9 protein-coding genes are annotated in these 6236 nt (G+C 55.1%); 5 read left to right on the forward strand and 4 right to left on the reverse strand.

The window, feature by feature from the left end:
- Positions 1 to 50: 50 nt before the first annotated feature.
- The 3 genes from R0J87_RS18105 to R0J87_RS18115 all read left to right on the forward strand — a co-directional run bounded on the left by R0J87_RS18105 (position 51) and on the right by R0J87_RS18115 (position 1198).
- Positions 51 to 551: an Lrp/AsnC family transcriptional regulator gene (locus R0J87_RS18105; protein ID WP_498887912.1), complete on the forward strand. Its 501-nt coding sequence runs from the start codon at positions 51 to 53 to the stop codon at positions 549 to 551.
- A gap of 24 nt (positions 552 to 575) precedes the next feature.
- Entirely contained in the window at positions 576 to 728 is a 153-nt protein-coding gene (locus R0J87_RS18110; protein WP_498887913.1) for a hypothetical protein, read from the forward strand.
- Between the two features lie 65 nt (positions 729 to 793).
- A complete protein-coding gene (locus tag R0J87_RS18115) occupies positions 794 to 1198 on the forward strand; it encodes a DUF4019 domain-containing protein (protein WP_498887915.1) in 405 nt (134 codons plus the stop codon).
- Positions 1199 to 1256: 58 nt separating this feature from the next.
- On the opposite strand, the gene R0J87_RS18120 is transcribed toward R0J87_RS18115, so the two are convergent.
- The 3 genes from R0J87_RS18120 to R0J87_RS18130 all read right to left on the reverse strand — a co-directional run bounded on the left by R0J87_RS18120 (position 1257) and on the right by R0J87_RS18130 (position 3414).
- Positions 1257 to 1889 carry an alternative oxidase gene (locus R0J87_RS18120; RefSeq protein ID WP_498887917.1) on the reverse strand — a complete coding sequence of 211 codons (633 nt, stop codon included), beginning with the start codon at positions 1887 to 1889 and terminating at the stop codon, positions 1257 to 1259.
- 100 nt (positions 1890 to 1989) lie between these two features.
- The gene (locus R0J87_RS18125) at positions 1990 to 2592 is read right to left on the reverse strand and encodes a YqaA family protein (RefSeq protein WP_498887919.1); all 603 of its coding nucleotides are present in this window, start codon (positions 2590 to 2592) and stop codon (positions 1990 to 1992) included.
- 12 nt (positions 2593 to 2604) lie between these two features.
- Positions 2605 to 3414 (reverse strand): DUF1206 domain-containing protein, encoded by an 810-nt coding sequence (locus R0J87_RS18130; RefSeq protein ID WP_498887920.1) that lies wholly within the window; start codon positions 3412 to 3414, stop codon positions 2605 to 2607.
- A gap of 203 nt (positions 3415 to 3617) precedes the next feature.
- Between R0J87_RS18130 and R0J87_RS18135 the strand changes: the two genes are divergently transcribed.
- The gene (locus R0J87_RS18135) at positions 3618 to 4076 is read left to right on the forward strand and encodes a hypothetical protein (protein ID WP_498887922.1); all 459 of its coding nucleotides are present in this window, start codon (positions 3618 to 3620) and stop codon (positions 4074 to 4076) included.
- Between the two features lie 106 nt (positions 4077 to 4182).
- Positions 4183 to 5037, forward strand: a complete 855-nt coding sequence (locus tag R0J87_RS18140; RefSeq protein WP_498887923.1) for a bifunctional transcriptional activator/DNA repair enzyme AdaA — start codon at positions 4183 to 4185, stop codon at positions 5035 to 5037.
- 9 nt (positions 5038 to 5046) lie between these two features.
- On the opposite strand, the gene R0J87_RS18145 is transcribed toward R0J87_RS18140, so the two are convergent.
- Positions 5047 to 5967, reverse strand: a complete 921-nt coding sequence (locus R0J87_RS18145) for a glutaminase (protein ID WP_498887925.1) — start codon at positions 5965 to 5967, stop codon at positions 5047 to 5049.
- Positions 5968 to 6236: the final 269 nt, after the last annotated feature.

Genomic DNA, 6236 nt, shown 5'->3' on the forward strand with positions numbered 1-6236 from the left:
ATACTGAGTTCGAGGTAAGACATGGGACAACACCTTAGCGAAATGCTCAGGTGTTGCACTCAGTTTCTGCGGCCAAGCCCATTAACCAGTTAGACGCTACCGACCGTCGCATTTTGGCGTTGCTGCAAGAAGATGCTCGACTTACCAATGTCGAGCTTGCTGAAAAAGTACATTTGTCACCGTCTCCTTGTTTACGGCGAGTGAGGCGCTTGGAGTCGAGCGGTGTGATTCGTGGTTACCATGCCGAGCTAGATCGGCGTGGCGTGGGTTTAGAGTTAACGGTATTTGTAGGCATCAAGGTAGAACGACATCATGAGGAGCAAGCTAATGCATTCCGGCATGCTGTCGTGCAGCTGCCCGAAGTGGTGACAGCGCACTTGGTGTCGGGGGAATCGGATTTTTTACTGCAGGTGGTTGTACCTAGTTTGTCGGCGTATGAAGCGTTCTTAACAGGTACGTTGCTACGATTACCTGGCGTGAGTGATATTCGCAGTAACTTTGCGATCCAGCCGTTAAAAGAGTACGGCACGCTGCTACTAGATCATGAATAAAATACCTAGTGTGGTGAATCGCGTATGCAGATAAGCTTAGAAACGGGGTCGATGACCTTCTTCGAGCCTGCACGGCGGCTACACGCCAAGTTTGGGTTTGAGTACTGCGGGCCGTTTGGACGCTACTTACCTGATCCGAATAGCTGTTTTATGCAACTTCAACTGTTGGAAAGCTAAAGAAATCCTACATCTTTCCGATAATACAAAGGTATGCCTTTTCTGAACCACCAAAAGAGTCTGCTATGCCTAAATGTTTCGCTGTGTTTTTTGCTGCTGCTTTGCTGACGCTAACAACGCACGCTCAGGCATCTGTTCAGGCAGCCGAGGCGGCGGCGCTGGCGTGGTTAACGAAAGTAGATAACAGCCAATATGAGGAAGCTTGGGAGGCCGCTTCGCCTTTGTTGCGCACGCCGCTTTCTCCTGCCATGTTGCAACGTGTCATTTCATTGTCGCGCCAAGATTTAGGTGCCTTGCAGTCTCGCAACCGGATTAGGGTGTCACAATATACGTCTATGCCGGGTGCCCCCGCAGGTGATTTTAAAATACTGACGTTTCGTTCGCGTTTTGAAAATCAATCGAGACTGGAAGTCGTGACTCCCCATTTAGAAAACGGTGAATGGCGAGTCAGCGGTTACTACATGGAATAGGTAACGCTTTAACCACTGCGCCGCTAGTAGCGACGCGGTGGGTGGAAAACTGAACTGATTAAGATAGCTGATCTGCAAAATCGTGGTTGGTGTCTCGGTGGCCTGCCTCGTCGGCCCGAACGGCGATCACCACATCGCGTAAGCGAGCATCTTGAGGTAGTTTCCAGTAATCAATCGCGATCTGTGGCGCTGGTATGTTCTCGTATTCGCCTCGGTCAATGCCTTCTAAGTATTCGGTATAGCTATATACCGCTTCCTCTTCTAAGTATCCGACGACCCGGTGTGCGGTTTTGCTGGAGCAGAGATACAGCAGGAAAAACAGATTAAAGAAGATGCCTTGCGCGACGAGAATAAGAAAGCGCTCGAAGCGGTTAGGCTTAGCCACTTCAATAAATGTCATCAGGTGCATACGTTCGTTTTCGGCTTCATCCAGCAGGGTACGAATCCAGCCATCGTCGTCTTTGATGCGTCGCAGCGCATGAAGGTGCTGAATAGCACCACCCACCATGCCGGGAACGGCGGCCACCGTTTCCAAAATGACCGCTCGGTGACCGTAGCGGCCCGCGAAAAACGCGTCGGCAAAAAAGCGCATAAACCTCACAAGGCGATAGGCAATGCGGTCTGAAAGCCCGCGTGGCTGGTAGTGGGTTCGCTGCGTATCATTCTCAGTGGTCTGTTCAGTACGGCTCATGCCTTACTCCTACAATGGGTGTTATTTGTAAGACTTGTGTATAGCTTTTGAGTTCTCTCCCAGCCAGCGATTTATTCTCATCGATGGTTGTGCTATCGCACTAAACGATCACCCCCGCCAGCGCCTGCATCCCCAGCACTAACAGCAGCACCACGCTACCCAGTGCCAGGCTGGTTTTTAGCGCATGGCGTTTCCACATGCTTTCCACTCGGTGACCAAAGCGGTGAACCAGCCAGGCAAGGCCTAAGTAGCGCAGCCCACGGGCAATCAATGCGGCTAATACAAAAAGCACAATAGGGTAGCCGGAAAGCCCGGCAGTAATCATCGCCACCTGAAACGGAATCGGCAAAATACCAATCGCTAAAATGGCGGCGAAGCCGTATTGGTCGAAGAAGCCTTGGAACGCTTGGTAGCTCTGCTCCATCCCCATAAACTCGATAAACCAAGTACCCACAGATTGGTACAACACCATGCCCACGCCATAGCCAACGATGGATGCCACCAAGCAGCCCAGCGTGGTGGCGGTGGCAATCGCCCAGATCCGCTGGCGGTTCACCGCCATGAGCGGAATCAGCACCAGCTCAATGGGAATCGGTAGAATAATGGTTTCAAGAAAGGAGAGGATGGCGAGCAGCCACAGCATGTTTTTTGAGCCGTTAATACGCTCAAACCACTGTTTGGTTCGCTTTGATGTAAAGGCCATGAGTCGAGACCGTTATACGGAAGGATTAATGCGCCGGTAGGCAGCAGTGATAAGGCTATAAATACCAAACGCGAATAACCCGATGGCCACAAACGCCAGCAGCCACTGGCCGAACGCTTGGTTTCTCAAGGCGTTCAAAGCTTCTGCTGTGCCGCCTGCTTGGCTAGGGTTGTATTGGTACGCGGCTATGATAAAAAAGCTGCCCACAATCGCAAAGACTAAGCCACGCACTGCCAGGCCAAAGCGACATACGGGGTAAGCCCAGCGCTGCACATGGGCGGGCATAGAGAAGTGGCGGTCAAATTTTGCCTTCCAGCCTTTAATGGCATGGGCGATGCCCGCGCCAATCAATGCTGCACCCACTGCCGCCACCATCCAACGCCCTAGGGGCTGCTGCATCAGCCAACTGGCGGCACTTTCAGAGCCACCGCCCGAGCCACTGGAACTGCCCAGACGAACAATTAACTTGGCGGCAAAAAAAGCCAGCAGCGTGTGAGTGACGGCGCTGACCAGTAGGCCCCCACGAATTGCTAACCCTTTTAGGCCGCTGCCGTGGTGGTCGGTGTCTTGAAGCGCTTGCAGCGTGCGCCACATGGCATAGCCCATTAATCCAAGGGCAATAATGCCGAGCATTATTTTGCCGAAGGGGGCAGTTAATACGCTTTCCAGCGCCCCGCGGCTGCCTTCGGTTTGGCCGCCTTGGCCAAAGGCTGCCAGCGCGGCTAGGCCGCCTACTAGTAAATAAACCACGCCCCGCGAGGCGTAGCCTAAGCGTGCGAGTAGTTTCACCGCGTCTCGGTGATTGGGGGTATGACTGGCCATGGTGTCCTCCTGACGTAAATGGCAGTGCCGATCCTTTCGGCGGCCCATACTGTGCGTGTGAAGGGGTATTGTCCAGCGTAGACTATGTAGCGTGCCTGTTCGTGAGTGGGCGCTGTTTTGGCATAGAAAGCCGCTCAACTGCGCCATTGTGGTTCTGGTTAGCTGCTAATTATGCTTCTCTCACATTTTATGGATCGTCGTAGATGAGTGATCACTACATCGTTTTCATTCCAGCAGACCCCCACTACCTGCCCACTGAGCAGCAGGTATCTAGTGCGAAAGCGGCGTTATGGCAGTGGATGCCGGAGGCAGAGGCGATTGAGGCAGCGGTAGCTGAGTACGTGCAGTTTCATGACTGCGGCAGTAATTTTGAGTACGTGCGCTGCCACGTGTGCGGGCAGGAACTGACGATTCCTCAATGGCATCTTCTGATGGAGCAGGATTACGACCTGGAGCGTGGGTTCGGGCTAACGCCACAAACGCTGCCGTGCTGTGGAAGTGTTGCCAGCGTGAACCAACTCGTCTACTCCTTTGTGCAAGGCTTCTCGCGTTTTTCGCTCACGGCGATTAACCCAAGAACGGGAGCTGTGAGCGCCCAGCAAACGGAGCTGTTACAGCGGCAGTTGGGTCATCCACTGTTGGTGATTTATTGCCATTTGTAAGGTGTGAGAACAGTGCGCAAGATTCGGGTGGGGTTTGGCGCTTTAGCTGAGTAAGCTTGCATAAGCATGCACGCGATCCCGTCACTTTCTCTGTGAGATAGAAGCAATGAACGACTACGCCCGCATCGAAAAAGCCATGGCCTTTATGGTGGCGAATGCTGCCCAGCAGCCAAGTTTAGACACGGTCGCGGCGCAGGTGCACTTAAGTGCGTTCCATTTTCAGCGGCTGTTTTGTCGCTACGTAGGCGTTAGCCCTAAGCGCTTTTTACAGGCGTTGACGCTGGCGCGGGGTAAGCAGTTGATTGCCTCTGCCCAGAGCCTCACCGATACCGCCCAAGCGCTGGGGCTAAGTGGCGGCTCTCGGCTTTACGATCATTTTGTCACGCTGGAAGCGGTGACCCCTGGGGAGTTCAAGCGCCAAGGGGAGGGCGTGGAGATTGCTTACGGCATTCACCCCACGCCGTTTGGTGAGGTGCTGGTGGCCACCACGCTTAGGGGTATTTGCCGAATGGGCTTTCTTGCCGCTACACCTGAGGCGGATATTCTCGCCCTGCTGGCCGCCGAGTGGCCGCGCAGCACGTTGCACCACCAGCCAGAGGCAACCCGTTATGCGGTGGAGGCACTGTTCGAGCCAAAGAACAACGCTGCACCTGGGGCGCTGTCGCTGCATGTTCGTGGCACTAATTTTCAGCTGAACGTGTGGCGCGCGCTGCTGATGATTCCTGATGGCCAGCTAGCTAGCTACTCGCATATTGCCCAGCTACTGGGGGCACCGAAATCGTCGCGGGCGGTGGGGAACGCGGTAGGCGCAAACCCGGTGGCGCTGTGGATTCCTTGCCACCGGGTGATTCAGCAAAGCGGCGCGCTAGGCGGCTACCGCTGGGGGCTTGAGGTGAAACGCCAAGTGCAGGCGTGGGAAGCCGCTCAGCACCTTGAATCGCAAGAAAGCGCTCGGAGCTAGTGCCCAAGCCTAGTGACCAAACACAGACCAGCCGGTGCGCTGCACGAACATCTCCAGCGCCCGCGCCCCTAGCAGGCTGTTGCCATAGCGATCTAACCCTGGCGACCACACCGCCAGCGAGCCACGCCCCGGCGCGATGGCTAAAATGCCGCCACCCACGCCGCTTTTACCCGGCAAGCCGACCCGGAAGGCGAACTCCCCCGAGGCGTCGTAGTGGCCGCACATCATCATCAGCGAGTTGATCCGCCGTGCCCGCTGGGGTGACACCACCCGTAGGTTACTAGGACGGTTGACCCCATCGGAAGCCAGGAATAGCCCCGCGTGTGCGAGCTGGTCGCTGCTCATGGCGATGGCGCACTGGTGGAAGTAGGTGCCGAGCACTTTATCAACATCGTGTCGCAGCCGCCCGAAGGCTTTCATAAAGTGGGCCAGCGAGGCGTTGCGGTGTTTGTGCTCCATTTCCGATGCGGCAACTTGATGATCAAAACAGATGCTGTTGTCGTCGGCGACGTAACGCACAAAGCTCAAAATTTCCGCCAGGGTCTCTTTGGGTTCGTGCCCCATCATGATGGCATCCACCACCGCAATAGCCCCGGCATTGATAAACGGGTTACGCGGTTTGCCGCCCTCATGCTCTAGCTGAACGATGGAGTTGAAAGGGTCGCCGGAAGGCTCGCGACCTACTTTCGACCACAGCCCATCGCCCCATTTGCCCAGCGCAATGGTCAAAGTAAATACCTTGGAAATACTCTGAATCGAGAAGGGCGTGGTCGCGCAGCCAGCCGAAAAGCGCTCGCCCTCGACCGTGGCCAAGCTAATGGCGAATTGGCTGGGGTCTACGTGGGCTAGCTGCGGAATGTAGTCGGCCACTTTGCCGCGCTCGGTCTCTTGCGCAAGCTCGGCGACTATCTCGTTCAGTATCTCTTGCATATCAGGCATATTCGGTTGGTGGCGGGAGCCGCTACCCTAGCGGAAAATGCCTAAGCTGTCTGCTGGCACGGCACGCCGTAGACGTTATCAAATTATCTCAGTGGAACCGCTCTCACTCACCGGTACGATTGAATGTGTCCACCAGAATAGTTCAGCTTTTCTACTGTTGCCGGAAGCGCATTATTAATGATTGGGCGGATGCAGACTCTGAGTGCAACACACTCATTGGATGGTTGATGGGCTTGCATGGTACTTGGCCATCAGCTCGC

The organism is Halomonas sp. SIMBA_159, assembly GCF_046536035.1.
GTDB lineage: Bacteria > Pseudomonadota > Gammaproteobacteria > Pseudomonadales > Halomonadaceae > Vreelandella > Vreelandella venusta_A.